The organism is Streptomyces cinnamoneus (assembly GCF_014650495.1).
GTDB classification, from domain to species: Bacteria; Actinomycetota; Actinomycetes; order Streptomycetales; family Streptomycetaceae; genus Streptomyces; species Streptomyces cinnamoneus.
The window spans coordinates 277504-295477 of the sequence record NZ_BMVB01000007.1 but is presented as its reverse complement, the minus strand read 5'-3'; the positions used below and the strand labels follow the sequence as shown (position 1 = coordinate 295477).

Annotated in this window: 14 protein-coding genes; 4 read left to right on the top strand and 10 right to left on the bottom strand. The window is 71.6% G+C overall.

Features of this window, described 5'->3' with window-relative positions; all coding sequences use genetic code 11:
- Window positions 1-17 precede the first annotated feature (17 nt).
- The 3 genes from IE182_RS13370 to nsdA form a co-directional block, all read right to left on the bottom strand.
- Window positions 18-356, bottom strand: a complete 339-nt coding sequence (locus tag IE182_RS13370) for a P-II family nitrogen regulator (RefSeq protein ID WP_190109987.1) — start codon at window positions 354-356, stop codon at window positions 18-20.
- On the bottom strand, window positions 353-1627 hold the full coding sequence (locus tag IE182_RS13365; protein ID WP_190109986.1) for an ammonium transporter: 1275 nt from the start codon (window positions 1625-1627) through the stop codon (window positions 353-355). The genes IE182_RS13370 and IE182_RS13365 overlap by 4 nt, the downstream gene beginning before the upstream one ends.
- A 329-nt stretch (window positions 1628-1956) precedes the next feature.
- On the bottom strand, window positions 1957-3480 hold the full coding sequence (nsdA, locus tag IE182_RS13360) for a transcriptional repressor NsdA (protein ID WP_229844776.1): 1524 nt from the start codon (window positions 3478-3480) through the stop codon (window positions 1957-1959).
- Between the two features lie 518 nt (window positions 3481-3998).
- Here nsdA and IE182_RS13355 point away from each other — a divergent pair.
- The gene (locus IE182_RS13355; protein WP_190109985.1) at window positions 3999-4667 is read left to right on the top strand and encodes a bifunctional DNA primase/polymerase; all 669 of its coding nucleotides are present in this window, start codon (window positions 3999-4001) and stop codon (window positions 4665-4667) included.
- 186 nt (window positions 4668-4853) lie between these two features.
- Here the strand turns inward: IE182_RS13355 and ftsY are convergent, their stop codons facing one another.
- The gene (gene ftsY, locus IE182_RS13350; RefSeq protein WP_190109984.1) at window positions 4854-6110 is read right to left on the bottom strand and encodes a signal recognition particle-docking protein FtsY; all 1257 of its coding nucleotides are present in this window, start codon (window positions 6108-6110) and stop codon (window positions 4854-4856) included.
- 230 nt (window positions 6111-6340) lie between these two features.
- Here ftsY and IE182_RS13345 point away from each other — a divergent pair, with 230 nt between their 5' ends.
- Entirely contained in the window at window positions 6341-7858 is a 1518-nt protein-coding gene (locus IE182_RS13345; protein ID WP_229844774.1) for a purine-cytosine permease family protein, read from the top strand.
- A 438-nt stretch (window positions 7859-8296) separates the two neighbouring features.
- Here IE182_RS13345 and IE182_RS13340 read toward each other — a convergent pair whose 3' ends face one another.
- From IE182_RS13340 to IE182_RS13325, 4 genes are all read right to left on the bottom strand, one after another.
- Entirely contained in the window at window positions 8297-9796 is a 1500-nt protein-coding gene (locus IE182_RS13340; protein WP_373303550.1) for a sugar porter family MFS transporter, read from the bottom strand.
- A 121-nt stretch (window positions 9797-9917) separates the two neighbouring features.
- Window positions 9918-13484, bottom strand: coding sequence for a chromosome segregation protein SMC (gene smc, locus IE182_RS13335; RefSeq protein ID WP_190109982.1), 3567 nt, complete (start codon window positions 13482-13484; stop codon window positions 9918-9920).
- A 192-nt stretch (window positions 13485-13676) separates the two neighbouring features.
- A complete protein-coding gene (locus IE182_RS13330; RefSeq protein WP_190109981.1) occupies window positions 13677-13883 on the bottom strand; it encodes a hypothetical protein in 207 nt (68 codons plus the stop codon).
- Between the two features lie 405 nt (window positions 13884-14288).
- Window positions 14289-14570 carry an acylphosphatase gene (locus IE182_RS13325; RefSeq protein ID WP_190109980.1) on the bottom strand — a complete coding sequence of 94 codons (282 nt, stop codon included), beginning with the start codon at window positions 14568-14570 and terminating at the stop codon, window positions 14289-14291.
- A gap of 207 nt (window positions 14571-14777) precedes the next feature.
- Between IE182_RS13325 and IE182_RS13320 the strand changes: the two genes are divergently transcribed.
- Window positions 14778-15878, top strand: a complete 1101-nt coding sequence (locus IE182_RS13320) for a CAP domain-containing protein (RefSeq protein ID WP_229844773.1) — start codon at window positions 14778-14780, stop codon at window positions 15876-15878.
- Between the two features lie 70 nt (window positions 15879-15948).
- Here IE182_RS13320 and IE182_RS13315 read toward each other — a convergent pair whose 3' ends face one another.
- Window positions 15949-16533 carry a flavodoxin family protein gene (locus IE182_RS13315; protein WP_190109979.1) on the bottom strand — a complete coding sequence of 195 codons (585 nt, stop codon included), beginning with the start codon at window positions 16531-16533 and terminating at the stop codon, window positions 15949-15951.
- Window positions 16534-16640: 107 nt separating this feature from the next.
- On the opposite strand from IE182_RS13315, the gene IE182_RS13310 reads away from it, so the two are divergent.
- The gene (locus tag IE182_RS13310; RefSeq protein ID WP_190109978.1) at window positions 16641-17027 is read left to right on the top strand and encodes a winged helix-turn-helix transcriptional regulator; all 387 of its coding nucleotides are present in this window, start codon (window positions 16641-16643) and stop codon (window positions 17025-17027) included.
- Between the two features lie 13 nt (window positions 17028-17040).
- Here IE182_RS13310 and mutM read toward each other — a convergent pair whose 3' ends face one another.
- Window positions 17041-17940, bottom strand: coding sequence for a bifunctional DNA-formamidopyrimidine glycosylase/DNA-(apurinic or apyrimidinic site) lyase (mutM, locus tag IE182_RS13305; protein ID WP_190109977.1), 900 nt, complete (start codon window positions 17938-17940; stop codon window positions 17041-17043).
- Window positions 17941-17974 lie beyond the last annotated feature (34 nt).

Sequence of the window (17974 nt, the reverse complement as noted above, 5' to 3'; positions counted from 1 at the left end):
GTGGGCGTTGCGCCCGGTCAGAGCGCGTCGGCGCCGCGCTCGTCGGTGCGGACGCGCACCACCGTCTCGACGGGGACGACCCACACCTTGCCGTCGCCGATCTTGTCGGTGCGGGCGGCGGCGACGATGACGTCGATGACGTCGTCGGCGTCGTCGTCCTCGGCGAGGACCTCGATGCGGATCTTCGGTACGAGGTCGATCTCGTACTCGGCGCCGCGGTAGACCTCGGTGTGGCCGCGCTGGCGGCCGTAGCCGCTGGCCTGAGTGACGGTCAGGCCCTTGACGCCGAAGGACTGCAGCGCCTTCTTGACGTCCTCGAACCGGTGCGGCTTGACGACCGCGGTGATGAGCTTCATGCGTCCACCTTCTTGTTCCGAATCTGCTGCTCGGCGTGGGCGGACGTGCCGCGGGCGGCCGCGGCGCCGCCGACCGCACTGAAGTCGTAGGCGGTCTCGGCGTGGAACGCCTGGTCGATGCCGCTGAGCTCGTCCTCCTCGCTCGCCCGGAAGCCGATCAGCTTGTCGGTGAGCTTGGCAAGGGCCCAGGAGACGGCGAAGGAGTAGGCCATCACCGAGAAGGCGCCGGCCGCCTGGCGGCCGAGCTGGGTCAGGCCGCCGACGCCGTCGGTGGCCAGCAGGCCGACGAGGAGGGTGCCGATGACGCCGCCGACGAGGTGGACGCCGACCACGTCGAGGGAGTCGTCGAAGCCGAGCTTGAACTTCAGGCCGACGGCCCAGGAGCAGACGGCTCCGGCGACGAGGCCGATGAGGATCGCGCCGAAGGCGTTGACGGCGGCGCCGGAGGGGGTGATGGCGACCAGTCCGGCGACGGCGCCGGAGGCGGCGCCGAGAGTGGTGAACGCGCCGTGCCGGATGCGCTCGTAGGCGAGCCAGCCGAGCATGGCGGCGCCGGTGGCGACCTGGGTGTTCATGGCCATGTTCGCGGCGGTGCCGTTGGCGGCGAGGGCGGAGCCGGCGTTGAAGCCGAACCAGCCGAACCACAGCAGTCCGGCGCCGAGCATCACCAGGGGCAGGCTGTGCGGACGCATGGGGTCCTTCTTGAAGCCGATGCGCTTGCCGACGACGAGGACGGCGGCGAGGGCACCGATGCCCGCGTTGATGTGGACGGCCGTGCCGCCGGCGAAGTCGATCACCTTGAGCTTGAAGAGCCAGCCGTCGGCCTGCCAGACCCAGTGGGCGACGGGGAAGTAGACGACCGACACCCAGAGCGTGATGAACAGCGCCCAGGCGCTGAACTTCACGCGGTCCGCCAGGGCGCCGCTCATCAGGGCGGGGGTGATGACGGCGAACATCAGCTGGAAGAGGGCGAAGGCGAGGACCGGAATGCCTTCCTTGCCGCCGGTGAGCGTCTCGGGGGTGATGCCCTTGAAGCCGATGTGGTCGAGGTTGCCCAGGAGGCCGGCGCCGACGTCGTCACCGAAGGCGAGGGAGTAGCCGAAGAGCACCCACAGGACGCTGACGATGCCGAGCGAGATGAACGACATCATCAGCATGTTGAGCGCGCTCTTGACCCGCACCATGCCGCCGTAGAAGAAGGCCAGGGCCGGTGTCATCAGCATCACGAGCGCGGCACTGATCAATACGAATGCGGTATCTGCGCCATTCAATGTCGATGTCTCCTCGCGGCCGCGGCCCAGGCCCCCGTGCGGGCCGGTTTCCCAGTGGGCCGGTGTCGCCTTGAGGCTCGCGCAACGCGGTTTCGGCCAGCGCTACGGGTTGTTTCGCGGCGGTGACGAAGGAGACGGGTGCGTTACGGCGGGGTGAACTGCCGATCCGGAGGCGATCGCGCCGCTACCCTCACCGGATCCTCACCGGAGCCTTACCGGATCCGGGCGGCAGAGGCCGGCCGCGGCGATCCTCCTGTGTGACTGGCGTGGGGGGCCGAGTCGGGCGGTACGGGAGGGGCGCCGCGGCCGGGTAGGGGGGCCGGTTCGGGTCAGACCGCTTGGACGGCCTCCGCCGATTCCGGCAGGTGGACGGCGAGTTGCTCGGTCAGCATCATCACCTCGGCGACGTCGCCGAATTCGCGCACGGCGTTGTCGACCGTCTTGCGCAGGCGGTTGTTCACCCGCTCGGAGCGGACCTGCTTGGCGATGCGCAGTGCCTGTCCGGCGAGGACGGTGGATTCCTCCGGCTCGCGTTCCAGCAGGTGCACGGTGGCCATGCCGATGAGGTTGAGGGCGTAGGAGCGCTGGTGCTCGTTGTCCTGTGCGAAGAGCTCGACGGCCCGCTCCATCTTGGGGCGTGCCAGCGAGGCGTAGGTGGGGCTGCGGCCGGCCACGTAGGCGAGGTCGCGGAAGGAGTGGGCGTTCTCGGCGTTCAGCTCGGCCTCGGAGAAGAAGCGGATCCAGTCGGGGTCGCCGTCACCGGACTCGCAGTCGCCGAAGCAGTCCTCGGCCATGCTCACCGCGCGCTTGACCTTGGCGGGCTGGCCCATGTTGGCGTACGCGCGGGCCTCCATCGCATACAACATGGCCTGGGTCCGCGGGGTGGCCGTCTCCCGCGAACCGTACTGGCCGAGGTGGATGAGCTCCAGGGCGTCGTCGGGGCGGCCGAGGTGGATCATCTGACGGCTCATGCTGGAGAGGATGTACGAGCCCAGGGGGCGGTTGCCGGCCTCCTTGGCGGCGTGCAGGGCCAGCACGAAGTACTTCTGGGCGGTGGGGTGCAGGCCGATGTCGTAGCTCATCCAGCCCGCGAGCTGGGCGAGCTCGGCGGCGACCTGGAAGAGCCGTCGCGAGATGTCCTCGGGCTGGGGCTCCTGCAGCAGGTCGGTGACCTCGTGGAGCTGCCCGACCACGGCCTTGCGGCGCAGGCCGCCGCCGCACTGGGCGTCCCACTGCCGGAACATCACGGCCGTGGACTCCAGCAGCTCCAGCTCGGGTCCGGACAGCCGCGACCGCCGGGGGCGGTCGCGGTCGGCGGCGCCCGCGGCGTCCCGGCCCGCGGGGCCGGGGACCAGCCAGCGCTGCATGGGCTCGATCAGGGAGGGCCCGGCGGCCAGCGCCAGGGAGGTGCCGAGGAAGCCCCGGCGCGCCAGCATCAGGTCGCTGCGGGAGAACTCGCTGAGCAGCTCGACGGTCTGCGGGGCCGCCCACGGCAGGTCGACCCCCGACACGGAGGGCGACTGGTGCGCGGCCCGCAGGCCGATGTCCTCGACGCCGACGACACAGCCGAAGCGCTCGGAGAACAGCTCGGACAAGATCTTCGGGATCGGCTCGCGCGGCTGTTCGCCGTCCAGCCAGCGGCGCACCCGCGAGGTGTCCGTGCTGATGTGATGGGCGCCCAATTGCCGGGCCCGGCGGTTCACTTGCCGCGCCAGTTCGCCCTTCGACCATCCGCTGCGCAGGAACCACGAATTCAGCTGTCCGTTGGGGCGCTTCTCGGCTTTGTCGGCGGACTTGTCGAGCGGCTTGTCGCCCGTCGCGTCCCCGGACTCCTCCGCCGCGCCATCAGCCATGTCGGCACCCTCGGCATCACTGACACTGCCGCCCACGGGAACGCCCCCATCCGAAACTCTGCAGCTGCGCAGCCAAGCGCCTGCATCCATACGTGCATCCACATCCATGCGTGCACCCGCACGTCTGCGTGCGAACCGCCAACAGCCTGTCGTGCTCGTGCGCGTGCATTGCCCTGCGTGTGTCGTTGCCGTGCGTGTGCACTGCGGCCGCTTGTCCGGCGGGGTTCATGTACCGAAAGTAATCCTACGATCACCGGTCGGGCGAGAGCAGTCCAGTAAACGCCACCATTCGCCACCCCAACGAATGAACTCCTTCCTCCCGCTTCGCGATTGACTTGACACGGAACGAACGCGCGGAAACCAGCGGGAAGGTGAAGGGATGTGCGCCACGGCGCACGGCCCCTGCCGCACCACCTCTTGCGCACCGTCGCGCCGTCCCGCGACAGAGGTCCGCGACGGTCCGTGTCCGAGACACTCCGACACGTAACCATCCGCGAGCACGACCCGTTGGAGGGGGCATGGGCTTCACTATCGGCGGCATCCGGGATCTGCGCTCCGGCTCTCGGCGTCGAGGCCGCGCGTCCGAGGCCGTGACGACGGTCGCGGAGTACACCGGGCTGTGGGGGTGGGACGTGGTCCCCGGCGCGCGGGCCTCGCGCGGCGGCCGCGTCACCTGCTCGTGCGGCGTCGCCGCCTGCCCCTCCCCCGGCGCGCACCCGCTCTCCTTCGCCCCGCCCGTCAAGGCGGGCTCCACGCTGGACGAGGCGGCGGCCGCCTGGGCGGAGGTCCCGGGGGCGGCCGTCCTGCTGCCGACGGGACGCTCGTTCGACGCGCTGGAGGTCTCCGAGGCCGCCGGCCGGCACGCACTGGCACGGCTGGAGCGCATGGGGGTGCCGCTGGGGCCGGTGGCGCTCACCCCGCACGGCCGTGCGCTGTTCTTCGTCGCCCCCGGCGCCGCCGCGGAACTCCCCCAGCTGCTGTACCGGATGGGCTGGGACGACGCCCGGCTCGACCTGCGGGGGCTGGGTCACGGCGACCACATCACGGCACCGCCGTCCGACTTCGCGGGCCTCGGGCCCATGCGGTGGCTGCTGCCGCCCGCCCTGGACACCGCGGGGCGGCCCCCCGAGGCGCGGCTGCTGCTGGGCACCCTGGCCTACGTCTGCCACCGGGCCGCCGCCGGGTGAGCCGCCGCCCCTGGCACGGCCCCGCGCAGTGCGGGGCCGCGGGCCCCGGCGCGGCGCCGGGGCCCGCGGCCCCTTCGCGGCGTCGTCGTATACGACGCGCCCGGGAGCCGTCGCATGCGAAAGGGCCCGCGTCGCAGCTGCACCTGCGACGCGGGCCCTTTCTCCGGCCGGACGGCCCGTGCGGGGTTACTCGCCGATCAGGGCGTCGACGAACGCCTCCGGCTCGAACGGCGCGAGGTCGTCCGCGCCCTCGCCCAGGCCCACGAGCTTCACCGGAACGCCCAGTTCGCGCTGGACCGCGACGACGATGCCGCCCTTGGCGGTGCCGTCCAGCTTGGTGAGGACGATGCCGGTGATGTTCACGACCTCGGCGAAGACGCGCGCCTGCACGAGGCCGTTCTGACCGGTGGTGGCGTCGAGCACCAGCAGCACCTCGTCGACCGAGCCGTGCTTCTCCACGACGCGCTTGACCTTGCCGAGCTCGTCCATGAGGCCCGTCTTGGTGTGCAGTCGGCCGGCGGTGTCGACGAGCACGACGTCCGCGTTCTCGGCGATGCCCTCCTTGACCGCGTCGAAGGCGATCGACGCCGGGTCGCCGCCCTCGGGGCCGCGGACCGTCCGGGCACCGACGCGCTCGCCCCAGGTCTGGAGCTGGTCGGCAGCGGCGGCGCGGAAGGTGTCGGCCGCGCCCAGGACGACGGACTTGCCGTCGGCCACGAGGACGCGGGCCAGCTTGCCCGTGGTGGTGGTCTTGCCGGTGCCGTTGACGCCGACGACCATGACGACGCCGGGCTTCTCCTCGCCGTTCACGCCCACGCCCGGCTCGGTGTGGACGCTGCGGTCGAAGTCGGTGCCGATGAGCGTCAGCAGCTCCTCGCGGAGCAGGGCGCGCAGTTCCTCGGGGGTGCGCGTGCCGAGCACCTTCACGCGCTCGCGCAGCCGCTCGACCAGCTCCTGCGTCGGCGCGACGCCGACGTCGGCGGTGAGGAGGGTGTCCTCGATCTCCTCCCAGGTGTCCTCGTCGAGGTGCTCACGGGACAGCAGGGTCAGCAGACCCTTGCCGAGGGAGTTCTGGGAACGGGAGAGCCGGGCGCGCAGGCGCACGAGACGGCCGGCGGTGGGCTCCGGGACCTCGATCTCCGGCTCGGCCGGGGCGGCGGCCTCGGCCGCGGTCTCCGGCTCGACGGCCGGCGCGCTCTCCTCGGCGACCGGGGCCGGGGCGGGAGCTTCGGGGAGCTCTACTTCTTCTACGGTGCGGCGCGCCTCGGCGCGCGGGGTCTCGGCCTCCTCGCCGACGTGCGGCTCGGCGGGCGGCGCGGTGACAGACGGGCTGCTCGGCGGAGCGGGGGGCAGCTGCTTCTTCTTGCGGCTGCTGACCACGAGCCCGCTGATCGCGCCGAGCGCGACCACAGCGATGACTACAGCAAGGATGACGATGTCCATAACGCACCCAGTATCGGACACCTCGGCGGCGGAGCGCCGCAGTGCCGTGACGCCGCAGGTCGCAGGGCGTCCGTTGGTGTCTTGTTGTGCCTTGCTCCAAGGACCAACGGCACTAACCGGCCAAAGTTAGATCAAAGTACGATGGCGTGGGCTCGCGCGACGCGCGTAGAGTCCCAACGTCCCTTTCTGCCCAGGCCCCGCCCTGCTTCACCCTGCACGGAGCCCCCGATATGGCCCCCATGACGGACAACGCTGCCGACGGCGCCAACGTGTCCAGCACCCCCGACGCGACCGGTACCGCCGACGCGGCCGGCGCGAGTGCGATAGAAACCCGCGGCATCGAGCCCGTCCCCGATCACGAGCGGCACGGCCGGGTCCGGGAGCTCTTCCCGACCTGGGTCGCCGCCAACATCAGTGTGCTGCTGCTCACCATGGGCGCGGCGCTGGTGGTCTTCAACGCGCTGAACTTCTGGCAGGTCCTGATCGTCGCGGCGTGCGCGGCGCTCGTGTCCTTCGGCCTCGTCGGTGTGCTGTCCGTCTCCGGCAAGTGGGGCGGTGCGCCCGGCGCGATGCTCTCGCGCGCCACGTTCGGTGTACGCGGCAACCTCTTCCCCGGGGCGATCCTGTGGGTCGCCCGCTTCGGGTGGGAGACGATCAACGCCGTGACGGGCGCGTACGCCGTGCTCACCGTCCTCGACCTGCTCTTCGGCGTGAAGAGCAACAACGTGCTGATCGTCATCACGCTGTTCGTCTTCGTGGCCTGCACCTTCCTGGTGAGCGGCATGGGACGCAAGGCGCTCAACGTCTGCAACCAGTGGTCGACGTACCTCTTCGGCATCTTCAGCGTGCTGGTGCTCGGCTACCTGATCACCCACATCAAGTGGGACGACGTCTTCTCGAAGCCGGCCGGCACGACGGCGATGATGATCGCCGGCATCGGGACCATCGCCGCCGGTGGCATCAGCTGGGTGCCGACCGGGCCGGACTTCGCGCGGTACCTGCCGCACGCCGCCTCCGGCAAGAAGATCGTCGGTGCGACGGTCTCCGGTGCGGGTCTGGTCATGGTGCCGATGGTGCTCATGGGTGCCGTGATGGCCGTCGCCACGCCCGGGCTGGCCGATGCGCCGGACCCCGTCTCCTTCCTGGGCGACATCCTGCCGACGTGGCTGGCGGTGCCGTACCTGGTGACCGCGATCGTGGGCATGCTGCTGATCAACAGCCTGTCGATGTACTCGGCCGGCTTCACCGCCCAGACGATGGGCGTCAAGCTGCCGCGGGCCATGGCCGTGAGCATCAACGCCGTCATCTCGCTGGTGGGCGGTCTGCTGCTGATGCTCGTCGCGAAGAGCTTCCTGAGCTCCTTCATCACCTTCCTGATCCTGCTGGCCGTCTCGTTCTCGGCGTGGATCGGCGTGTACGCGGTCGACATGGCGCGGCGGAAGTCGCGGGCCGTGCGGTACGACGCGGAGGCGCTCATGGACACGGGCCGCACGAGCCGGTACTGGTACGTGGGCGGCTTCTGCTGGCAGGCGATGACGGCGTGGACCGTGGCGCTGGCGGCCGGTATCTGCTTCACGAAGTGCGACTGGTTCACGGGGCCGCTGGCGTCGACGTTCGTCGGCAAGTACGGGCTCGGCTGGGCGGCGACGATCGCCATCTCGGCGGCGATCATGGCGGTGCTGCCGACGCCTCGCGAAGAGGCGGCCCAGGTCGCGGAGCGCACCGAGCGCGAGAAGGTGGCGGCGTAGTTCCGTCCTGCTGAACGGTGAGAGGGCCCCCTGCGCGGGGGCCCTCTTTCGTTTGCCCGCCGCAGCGCCGTCGTGGTGCCGGGGCCGGGGTGGGGCGGGCCCTTCTGGGGGTGCATTATCTACGGCCCCTGCAGCGCGTTGACGTGCCGTCTCCGTCGCCGCAAATAACGCTTTACGCCCCCTGTCAGGGCTCACCCCACCCCGGCCCCTCCCGTCCGTTTGCGTGCCATCGTTCCGCAGGGCTGGGGCACCTCCCAGCGGTAGCTGGGGGAAGGCGGGCGCAAATGCAACCGCGGCGCGCAGCCACCGCCACGTACGGGTCGCGCAAGGCGATACCGGCCCAGCCCGGCAGGGCCTGCGACCCCCGTACGAAAAGGGCGCTGCCCCCGGCCGTAGCCGGGGGCAGCGCCCTTTGGAGGGGACGGGCGGCGGGGGGGGTTAGCCCATCTCCTCCAGCGCCTTGCCCTTGGTCTCCTTCACGTACTTGAGCACGAAGGGGATCGAGAGCACGGCGAAGACCGTGTAGATCACGTACGCGCCGGAGAGGTTCCAGTCCGCCAGGCTCGGGAAGCTGGCCGTGATGGCCCAGTTCGCGACCCACTGGGCGGAGGCGGCCACGCCGAGCGCCGCGGCGCGGATGCGGTTGGGGAACATCTCGCCGAGGAAGACCCAGACCACGACGCCCCAGGAGAGGGCGAAGAAGAGCACGAAGGCGTGGGCCGCGACCAGGGCGACCGTGCCCTGGGTGGTCGGCAGGGTGCCGTCGGCGGTCTTGGAGGCGAAGGCCCAGGCTTCGAGGGCCAGGGAGAGCGCCATGCCGATGGAGCCGACGAGGGCGAGCGGCTTGCGGCCGATGCGGTCGACCAGGACCATCGCGATCACGGTACCGACGATGTTGATGATCGACGTGGTGAAGCTGTAGAAGAACGAGCTCTCCGGGTTCACGCCCACCGACTGCCACAGCGTCGAGGAGTAGTAGAACGCGACGTTGATGCCGACGAACTGCTGGAAGACGGAGAGGCCGATGCCGACCCAGACGATCGGCAGCAGGCCGAAGCGGCCGCCGAGCAGGTCCTTGAAGGTGGACTTCTGCTCGCTCTTCATGGCGAGCTCGATCTCGGCGACGCGCTTGTCGAGGTCGACGGTGTGGCCCTCGACGTCGGCCAGGACCTTCTTGGCCTTGTCGGTCTTGCCGACGGAGATCAGGAAGCGGGGCGACTCGGGGATCGCGAAGGAGAGCAGGCCGTAGAGGACGGCCGGGATCACCATGACGCCGAGCATGACCTGCCATGCCTCGATGCCCATGACCTTGCCGCGCTGGTCACCGTCGGCGACGTTGAGGATGCCCCAGTTGACCAGCTGCGAGATGGCGATGCCGATGACGATCGCGGCCTGCTGGAACGCGCCGAGACGGCCGCGGTAGGCGGGCGGGGAGACCTCGGCGATGTAGGCCGGGCCGATGACCGAGGCCATGCCGATGGCCATGCCGCCCAGGACGCGCCAGAAGGCGAGGTCGTAGAGCGAGAAGGGCAGGGCCGAACCGACGGCGCTGATGGTGAAGAGCGTCGCGGAGATCTGCATGACGCGGATGCGGCCGATGCGGTCGGCCAGCTTGCCGGCCGTGGCGGCACCGATGGCGCAGCCGATCAGCGCGATGGCGATGACCTGCGCGAGGGCGGCCGAACCGATGTCGTACTTCCCGCGGATGCCCTCGACGGCGCCGTTGATCACGGAGCTGTCGTAGCCGAAGAGGAAGCCACCCATGGCCGCGGCCGCGGTGATGAAGATGACATGGCCGAGGTGGTCCGGTTGGGCCTTGCGGCCCTCGGCACCCTGCGCCGTCGCAGTGCTGGTCAACGTGTACTCCTGGGACCCGGCCACGTTGCCGGGGTGGGGGGTGGCCATTCCAGTGGGGCACAAGATCAAAGCGCCCACCACTTGAAGGCGTAAGCAACGTGGGAGACCCTACGTCTTCATTTTCCGAAGTCAATAGAGAACGACGATGAGGTTTCTCCCACGAGGGCCAGGAGTTTGAGTTCAATACTTGAAGTGATCTTGGTCAGTTGAGGCGCTGACTGATCACCTTCGACACTCCGTCGCCCTGCATCGACACTCCGTAGAGCGCGTCGGCCACCTCCATCGTGCGCTTCTGGTGCGTGATCACGATGAGCTGGGAGCTCTCCTGGAGCTCCTTCATGATCCCGATCAGGCGCTGGAGGTTGGTGTCGTCCAGAGCCGCCTCGACCTCGTCCATGACGTAGAACGGGCTCGGACGGGCCTTGAAGATCGCGACGAGCAGGGCAACCGCCGTCAGCGAGCGTTCGCCGCCGGACAGGAGCGAGAGGCGCTTGACCTTCTTGCCCGGCGGGCGGGCCTCGACGTCCACGCCGGTGGCCAGCATGTCCTCGGGGTCGGTGAGGACCAGGCGGCCCTCGCCGCCGGGGAAGAGGCGGGAGAAGACGCCCTCGAACTCGCGGGCCGTGTCGTGGTACGCCGCGGTGAAGACCTCCTCCACCCGCTTGTCGACGTCCTTGACCACCTGCAGGAGGTCCGCACGGGTCTTCTTGAGGTCTTCGAGCTGCTCGGAGAGGAACTGGTGGCGCTCCTCCAGCGCCGCGAACTCCTCCAGGGCGAGGGGGTTGACCTTGCCGAGCTGCTGGTAGGCCCGTTCGGCAGCCTTCAGGCGCTTCTCCTGGGCGGCCCGCTCGTAGGGCACCGGGCGGTTGCGGGGGTGGTCCGGGTCGTCGGGCAGCTCCTCGCCCTCGGCGGGGGGCGAGGGGGGTACGGGCTGGTCGGGGCCGTACTCGGCGATCAGGGCGGTGGGTTCGACGCCCAGTTCTTCGAGGGCCTTCGCCTCCAGCTGTTCGATGCGCAGCCGCTTCTCCGCGCCCAGCACTTCGCCGCGGTGGACGGAGTCCGTGAGCTTGTCCAGCTCCGCCTTGAGGTCGCGGGCCCGGTTGCGGCCCTCGGTCAGCTCGCGTTCGCGCCCGGCCTTGGCGGCCTCGGCGGCCGTCCGCTCCTCGTCGGCGCGCACCAGCGACACCTCGACGTGGGCCAGCAGCTGGCGGGCCCCGGCGGCGACGGCCGTCGCCACCTGGGCCTCGTGGCGCAGCCGGGTGCGGCGCTGCTCGGCGCGCCGGCGAGCCTCGCGCTCGGTCTGCGCCGCCCGGTCGAGGGCGTCGGCGCGGCCCGCGAGTGCCTTCACGCGCTCCTCGTGCGTACGGACCTGCAGCCGCGCCTCCATCTCGGTCTGGCGGGCGTTGGCCCCGTCGGCGGCGAGGCGGTCGCGCACGGAGGTGTCGGGCTCGTCGGCGCCCTCGTCGAGGGCGCGTTCGGTGGCGGCGGCCAGCCGTTCGGCGAGTTCTTCGGCCTCCTCGGTGGCACGGACCAGGGCTTCCCGGGCTCGTTCGGCGGCGGCGGCCGTTCGCTCGGCCTCGCCCGCGGCGGCGCGGGCCTGTCCGGCGAGCCGGCCGAGCGCCTGGGCGGCCCGGGACTTCTCGCGGTCGGCGGCGCTGCGGCCGGCCGACAGCTCCTCGACGAGCGCGGCGCAGCGGGCGCGGTGCTCCTCGGCCTCGTGCCGGGCCGCGGCCCGTTCGGCGCAGTGGGCGGCGAGGCGGGTGAGTTCGGCTGCCGCCTCGTCGACCGCCGCCTGCGTCTCGATGAGGCTGGGGGCTCCGGCGGAGCCGCCCTGGGCGTGGTGCGCGCCGAGGAGGTCGCCCTCGGCGGTGACGGCGGTCAGCGCGGGATGCGCGGTGACGAGGTGTTCGGCGTCTTCGAGGGTGTCGACGACGACGATGCCGCGCAGCAGCCTGTGGACGGCCCCCTGCAGGTCCAGCGGGGCGCGGACGAGTGCGGCGGCGGCCGGGAAGGGGCCGGGCGGGGCCGTCTCGTCGGCGCCGTCGTCCGGGGCGCCGGTCAGCAGGAGGACGGCGCGGCCGGCGTCCTCCTTCTTCAGCAGGCGCAGTGCCTCGGCGGCGGCCGCGGGGCCGGTCACGGCGAGCGCGTCGGCGGCGGCGCCCAGGGCGGCGGCGACGGGAAGTTCGTAACCGGGGGTGACGGAGAGGAGTTCCGCGGCGGGGCCGAGGAGTCCGCCCAATCGTTCCTTCGCCGACAGCAGGGCGCCCGTGCCGTCCTTGCGGCGCAGGCCGAGGGCGAGGGCGTCGTGACGGGCGGTGATCGCCGCGCGGTGGCGCTCGGCGTCGGCCGCCTCCTCGCGGGCGGCGTCGCGGGCGGCCTCGGCGGCGGCGAGGGACGCCTTGGCCCGGTCGTGACGGGCGGTCAGCTCGGCGTCGCCCGCGTCGGCGCCGTCGGCCTCGGCCTGCAGGTGCTCGTACTCCTCCTGGGCGGCGGCCGCGCGCTCGGCCGCCTCGTCGCGGGCGGCCGCGAGACGGCCGATCTCCGCCTCGGCGGAGGCGGCCCGGCCGCGGGCGGCGGTGACCTGGCCGTGCAGGCGGGCGAGGTGTTCGCGGCGGTCGGCGACGGCGCGGGCGGCGTCGCGGAGGCGGCGCTCCTCCTCGGCGAGGCGGCGTTCGAGGTCGGCGCGGTGCTCGGCGGTGTCCTCCAGGGCGCGGCCGGCGGCCTCCAGGGCGGCTTCGAGCTCCGCTTCCTGTTCGCGGATGCGGGCGGCCTCGCGTTCGAGGTCCTCGGGGTCGCGGCCGCGCCGCTCCTCGGCCGGGGCGGTGGTGGCGCTGGTGACGCGGGCGTCGGCCAGGCTGATGGTGCCGCGCACGCGCTCGGCCAGGCGCGAGAGTTCGTACCAGGTCTGCTGGGCCGCGGCGAGGCGCGGGGTGAGCTCGCGGACCTGTTCCTCCAGTGCCGCCTCGCGCTGGGCCGCGGCGCGCAGCTCGGCCTCGGCGGCCTCCTTGCGGGCCTTGAGGGCGGCCTCGTCGGCGATCTCGGAGCGCAGGGCCTCGCGGAGGGCGACGAGGTCGTCGGCGAGCAGCCGGAGCCGGGCGTCGCGCAGGTCCGCCTGGATGACGGCGGCGCGGCGGGCCACGGCGGCCTGCCGGCCGAGCGGCTTGAGCTGGCGGCGGAGCTCGTCGGTGAGGTCCTGGACCCTGGCGAGGTTGGCCTTCATCGCGTCGAGCTTCCGCAGCGCCTTCTCCTTGCGCTTGCGGTGCTTGAGGACGCCGGCGGCCTCCTCGATGAACGCGCGGCGGCCCGTGGGGTCGGCGTGCAGGACGGAGTCGAGCTGTCCCTGGCCGACGATGACGTGCATCTCGCGGCCGATGCCGGAGTCGGAGAGCAGTTCCTGGATGTCGAGGAGCCGGCAGGTGTCACCGTTGAGCTGGTACTCGCTGCCGCCGTTGCGGAACATGATCCGCGTGATGGTGACCTCGGCGTAGTCGATGGGGAGGGCACCGTCGGAGTTGTCGATCGTCAGGGAGACCTCGGCGCGGCCGAGCGGGGCCCGGCCGGTCGTCCCGGCGAAGATGACGTCCTCCATCTTGCCGCCGCGCAGCGACTTGGCGCCCTGCTCGCCCATCACCCAGGAAAGGGCGTCGACGACGTTGGACTTCCCGGAACCGTTGGGGCCCACGACACAGGTGATGCCGGGTTCGAAGCGCAGGGTCGTGGCGGAGGCGAAGGATTTGAACCCGCGCAGGGTCAGGCTCTTGAGGTGCACGCGGGAGGACTCTACCGTTCATCTCGGTTTCACCCTGGGAGGTGCCGGGCACTACATCCGTGAGGAGGCGACGGGGGAATTCTGGCGGATTCGCCGGGATACGACGAAGGGACGCCGAAGCGTCCCTTGCAACTGCAACTCTCTAGCGGCTGACAGGGCAGCCCGACCGTGACCCCCCGGGGGCAGGCACGATCAGGCGAGCGCAGGCTCCGCCTTGGTTACGTCGATGCTGTCGAGCAGCGAGTCACCGTGGTGAGCGGCGGCAGTCAGCGCGTCGTTCTCGGCCTGCATCCGGATGAGCTCGGATTCGAGGTCCTGGACACGCTGCTGGAGCCGTCGCATCTCGGAGAGGACTCGGGGGTCGGAGCCGCCGACGTAACCGAGAAGCGCCTTTGCCATGATGGATGGTCCTCCACACTGAGTGACCGACCGAAGCGGTGTGGGTCGTGAGGGATTCGCACCCGCGGTGTCTGCCATCACTACTGCGGTGTTTCAATGCCAAACAGCTAAGGTGCGCGGGGCTTCCAGAGTCTCACCAAATGGTTTGACGGTCAACACGATCACACCCCGTATCCGCAGGCGTCCCGGGGGTGCGCGCGAGGTAATCCGCGCCGCATTCCGCACCCGGGGCCCGAGGGGGCGTAGAGATCATCCGTTGAGAGGCAGCCTTGCACGATGCGGCCGAGTTGGCAACCATCAGGCAATTTCCATCGGGCGCATATGCCAGGAACATATGCGCCCGATGCCGGGCGTCACCGGCCCCTCGCGGAAATCGAGCCGGAATGCGATTTCAGGGTCGTACGGTCAGCGGATCTCGAAGCCGTCGTAGCCGCCCTTGGGTGTGTCCCAGATCTCGGTGACGCCGTCCACGCGGCCGGGCGTGTCGCCCTGCCGCAGCCAGTCGAGCAGTTGTTCGCATCCCTGGCGGGGGCCCTCGGCGACGACCTGGACCCGGCCGTCCGAGAGGTTCGAGGCGAAGCCGATGAGTTCACCGATGCGCAATGCGTTGGCCCGAGTGAACCAACGGAAACCAACGCCCTGCACATGGCCACGGACCCAGGCAGTGAGGCGGACATTCTCGTTCATGTCTGCACGTTAACCGGCCAATTACATAAGCAGCACTTCGGCCCGGCAACCCGTGCCGTACAGTCGCGGCGACATAAGGCTCCCCCGGACGAGTGACGCACTTTGACGCCGAACACGTGAGGAAGGCAGCGGATGGGTCGCCATCGACGCTCTGCCCGCGCGACCGCCGAAGAGGCGGCAGCGAATGCCCGGAAAGCCCGGGCACCCGTGGCCGGCGAGTCGGCACCGGCGTTCGAGGCCGAGGACCCGGCCGAAGCCGTCACCCAGCCCCTTCCCGTGATCCACCCCTCCGGCGCGGGGCGCCACCGGAGCCCGCACCGCCCCAAGCGGTCCAAGGCCGGTGCGACCGGAGCGGCCGCCGGCCGGGCCGCCAAGACCGTGAAGCCCCCGAAGGCCGCCCGGCCCGCCAAGGCTGCACCACCCGCCCGGCGGACCGGCTTCCTGGGCGCCTCCGCCGCCGTGGCCATGGGAGCGGTCGCCATGGTCTCCGGCCTGCTGCCCACCGGCGCCCTCTCCCCCGGCGGCGAGGCCGGCACCTCCCCCGGCGTGGGCGCCACGGGTCAGGTGCGCCCCGACAGCCCGCCCCCGGGAGCGGACCAGCGTTCCCGGCCCGCCGCCGCCCCGGCGGACCGGGCGGACCAGCGCGACCAGCCGGGGCAGGAGGCCGGGGCCGAGGCCCGGCGGATGGCACGGGCGAGCCTCCGGCAGGACGTCCCCGCCAGCCGCGGCGCCGAGCGCCCGCCCGCCGACGCCCTGTCCGCACCGCCCTCCGCGGCACCGGCCGACGAGCACACCGACGCCGCACCGCGGCAGGACTCCCCCGCCCCGCGTCCGGCCCGTACGACACCGCGACCGCACGCCGCGGCATCCGGTGCGGCAGCCGGCGACGACGGCACGGAGACGCGCGTGCACGGCACGCTCGCCGATCCCCGCTCCTCCGCCGCCCACCTGGTGCTCGCCCTGGTCAACGCCGAGCGGGCGAAGGCGGGATGCCGCCCGCTGCGGGCCAGCGGCACGCTCACCCGTCTCGCCCAGTCGTTCAGCGACGACATGGCCCGGCGGGGCTTCTTCGACCACACCGACCCCGACGGCAGGACCCCCTGGGACCGGGCCGGCAAGCGCGGCATCAAGAACCTCGGCGGGGAGAACATCGCGCGCGGCCACCCGGACGCCCGCACGGTGATGGACGCGTGGATGCGCAGCAGCGGACACCGCGCGAACATCCTCAACTGCGACTACAAGAGCATCGGCGTGGGCGTCCACCACGGCGGCAACGGCCCCTACTGGACGCAGGACTTCGGCTACTGACCACCGCTCCCGCACCGCTGCCCCGGCCGGACGACCGCCGTGTCGTCCGGCCGGGGCAGCGGGGTGCGCGTCAGAGGGCGGCGCGGCCCGCGACGTAGACGCGGGTCTGCTCGGCGACGCGGCGACCGAGGAGCTCGGCGGTGGCTATGTCGGCCTTGTGCACGCCCTCGGGGCCCTGGTCGTTGTTGGTCTGGGCGCCGGCACCCAGGAAGAAGCCGAGGCGGTTGAGGTCGTTCTCGGAGGCCGTGGAGCTGTTCCAGCCGGGCATGGCACCGAGGCCCACCCAGTGCATGCCGTGCTGGGCCGCGAGGACGGTGAAGAACTGCAGGGTGTGCAGCTTGTCGCCACTCTTGGAGGCGGAGTTGGTGAAGCCGGCCGCGATCTTGTCCTGCCAGGCGCGGGTGAACCAGCGCTTGGAGGTGGCCTCGGCGAAGACGTGGAAGGCGCCGGAGGCGGTGCCCATGTAGGTGGGCGAGCCGAAGACGATCGCGTCGGAGGCGTCGAGCTGCTCCCACTGGGCCTCGGTGATCTCGGCGACGTTGATCAGGTTGACGGTCGCGCCGGCCTCGGTGGCACCGGTCCGGACGGCCTCGGCGAGCACGGCGGTGTGGCCGAAGCCGGAGTGGTAGGCGATGGAGACGACAGGGGTGGTCACGGGAGGACTCCAGGAGGCGGTTGCGCTGAATGGGTGACCACAGGAAAGCACTAACTTTTTGATAGCGCAACCCACTGGTTAGCGCTGCGTCGCAGTATGGTGTTCTCATGACGACGCACGACGGCCTGGACGAGCAGCTGCCCTTCGACGTCTTCGCGCGCAACTGCCCGTCGCGCGAGACCCTGGGGCACGTCACGGGTCGCTGGGGCAGCCTCACGCTCGGCGCGCTCCGCGAGGACACGCTGCGCTTCAACGAGCTGCGCCGGCGGGTGGAGGGCGTCAGCGAGAAGATGCTGGCGCAGACGCTCCAGGCGCTGGAGCGTGACGGGCTGGTGCACCGCGAGGCACAGCAGACCAACCCTCCGCGGGTGGACTACCGGCTGACGCCGCTGGGGCGGGAGACCGCCGACCGGCTCCTGGGCCTGATCGAGCTGCTGGAGGAGCGGATGCCGGAGGTCATGGCGGCCCGGGAGCGCTACGACGCGGGGCGCTAGCGCCCGTCGGTCGCTAGCGCGCGGGGCGCGGCGCGGGCTGGCAGCGCGGGCAGAAGTAGCTGGAGCGGTTCATCCAGGGGCGGCGGCGCATGGGCGTGCCGCAGCGACGGCAGGGCTCGTCCTCCCGCCCGTAGGCGTCCAGCGAGCGGTCGAAGTAGCCGGACTCGCCGTTGACGTTGACGTAGAGGCTGTCGAAGCTGGTGCCGCCGGCCGCGAGCGCCTCGTTCATGACTTCACGGATGTGCAGCAGCAGCTCGGCCGTGCGCGGCCGGGTGAGGCCGGCCGTCGGCCGGTCGTAGTGCAGGCGGGTGCGCCACAGCGCCTCGTCCGCGTAGATGTTGCCGACGCCGCTGATCAGCGACTGGTCGAGCAGGGCGCGCTTGACGGTGGTACGGCGCCGGCGCAGGGCGGCGTGGAAGGCGTCGTCGTCGAAGGCCGGGTCCAGAGGGTCGCGCGCGATGTGGGCGATGACGTCCGGCAGGCCGTCGGGGTCGCCGGGCACCGTGTCGTGCAGCGAGAGGCCGCCGAACGTGCGCTGGTCGACGAAGCGGAGCTCGGTGGCCTCGGCGTCGGCGAAGCGGAAGCGGATGCGCAGGTGCTTCTCGTCGGGCGAACCCTGGGGCTGCACCAGCAGCTGCCCGCTCATGCCCAGGTGGGCGAGGACGGCCCGGCCGGGGGCGGCCGCGCTGTCAGGGCTGTGCACGGGGGGCTCGACCGGCAGCCAGAGGTACTTGCCGCGGCGGTGTGCCGTGCCCAGGCGGTGTCCGGTCAGCTGGGCGGCGAAGTCGTCGGGCCCGGCGAGGTGGCGCCGGACGGCCCGGGGGTGCAGGACCTCCACCGCGGCGACCGTGCGCCCGCACACCCAGCGCTCCAGGCCGGTGCGGACGACCTCGACCTCGGGCAGCTCGGGCACCGGTGTTCCTCCGCAGGCTGGGATCCGTACAGGG

What these genes read in the sequence shown, in the direction of transcription:
- ftsY (WP_190109984.1), bottom strand. Translation starts at nt 6,110, where the DNA reads ATGGACATCGTCATCCTTGCTGTAGTCATCGCTGTGGTCGCGCTCGGC.
- IE182_RS13370 (WP_190109987.1), bottom strand. Translation starts at nt 356, where the DNA reads ATGAAGCTCATCACCGCGGTCGTCAAGCCGCACCGGTTCGAGGACGTC.
- IE182_RS13330 (WP_190109981.1), bottom strand. Translation starts at nt 13,883, where the DNA reads ATGGCAAAGGCGCTTCTCGGTTACGTCGGCGGCTCCGACCCCCGAGTC.
- IE182_RS13325 (WP_190109980.1), bottom strand. Translation starts at nt 14,570, where the DNA reads ATGAACGAGAATGTCCGCCTCACTGCCTGGGTCCGTGGCCATGTGCAG.
- nsdA (WP_229844776.1), bottom strand. Translation starts at nt 3,480, where the DNA reads ATGGCTGATGGCGCGGCGGAGGAGTCCGGGGACGCGACGGGCGACAAG.
- IE182_RS13310 (WP_190109978.1), top strand. Translation starts at nt 16,641, where the DNA reads ATGACGACGCACGACGGCCTGGACGAGCAGCTGCCCTTCGACGTCTTC.
- IE182_RS13345 (WP_229844774.1), top strand. Translation starts at nt 6,341, where the DNA reads ATGGCCCCCATGACGGACAACGCTGCCGACGGCGCCAACGTGTCCAGC.
- IE182_RS13355 (WP_190109985.1), top strand. Translation starts at nt 3,999, where the DNA reads ATGGGCTTCACTATCGGCGGCATCCGGGATCTGCGCTCCGGCTCTCGG.